The organism is Pseudoalteromonas sp. SG43-7 (genome assembly GCF_014164295.1).
In the GTDB taxonomy this organism is placed as follows: domain Bacteria; phylum Pseudomonadota; class Gammaproteobacteria; order Enterobacterales; family Alteromonadaceae; genus Pseudoalteromonas; species Pseudoalteromonas rhizosphaerae.
Genome location: NZ_JACJEY010000179.1, coordinates 1 through 569 on the forward strand (window position 1 = coordinate 1; position 569 = coordinate 569).

1 protein-coding gene and 1 pseudogene are annotated in these 569 nt (G+C 42.2%); both read left to right on the forward strand.

Features of this window, described 5'->3' with window-relative positions; genetic code table 11:
- Window positions 1–348 (forward strand): transposase (locus H5200_RS24250; protein WP_259398902.1); only part of this gene is annotated, 348 nt, incomplete at its 5' end.
- A 27-nt stretch (window positions 349–375) separates the two neighbouring features.
- Window positions 376–569: pseudogene (locus H5200_RS24255) on the forward strand (transposase); the annotation flags it as partial.

Here is a 569-nt window from a genome sequence, read left to right on the forward strand (position 1 = left end):
ATGGCCAACTACAAGCCAGACTTATCCTGCCAAAATAAATTCATTCCAATCAATTTTGCTGAGCAAATATTGCCAGGTACATTTGAGTATGCGCTTTGTTATATTGTCGAAAATAAACTCGATTTATCGGGCTTTGATGCGTGGTATCACAATGATAAAACGGGTGCTGCTGCGTATCCTCCTTCAGTGATGCTAAAGATTATTTTACTTGGTTACGCACATGGTTTGGTTAGTAGCCGCCGTATTGCTAAGGCGTGTGAGACGAATATTTTGTTCATGAGTGTGTCGGGTGATATTCAACCTCATTACACATCTGTAGCGGGATTCGTGGCCAAAATGCACGAATAGATTGAACCGCTGTTTACGCAAGTACTGATGATCTGCGATGAAGAAGGCTTGATAGGTCGCAACATGTTTGCCATTGATGGATGCAAATTGAAATCTAATGCGAGTAAAGAATGGAGCGGCACATTCGATGAGCTAGGGCGTAAAAAAGCAAAACTAGAACGCGCGAGTAAACGTATTATCGAACGTCACCAATCACAAGATAGCCTGAGCGAAGAGTTGAT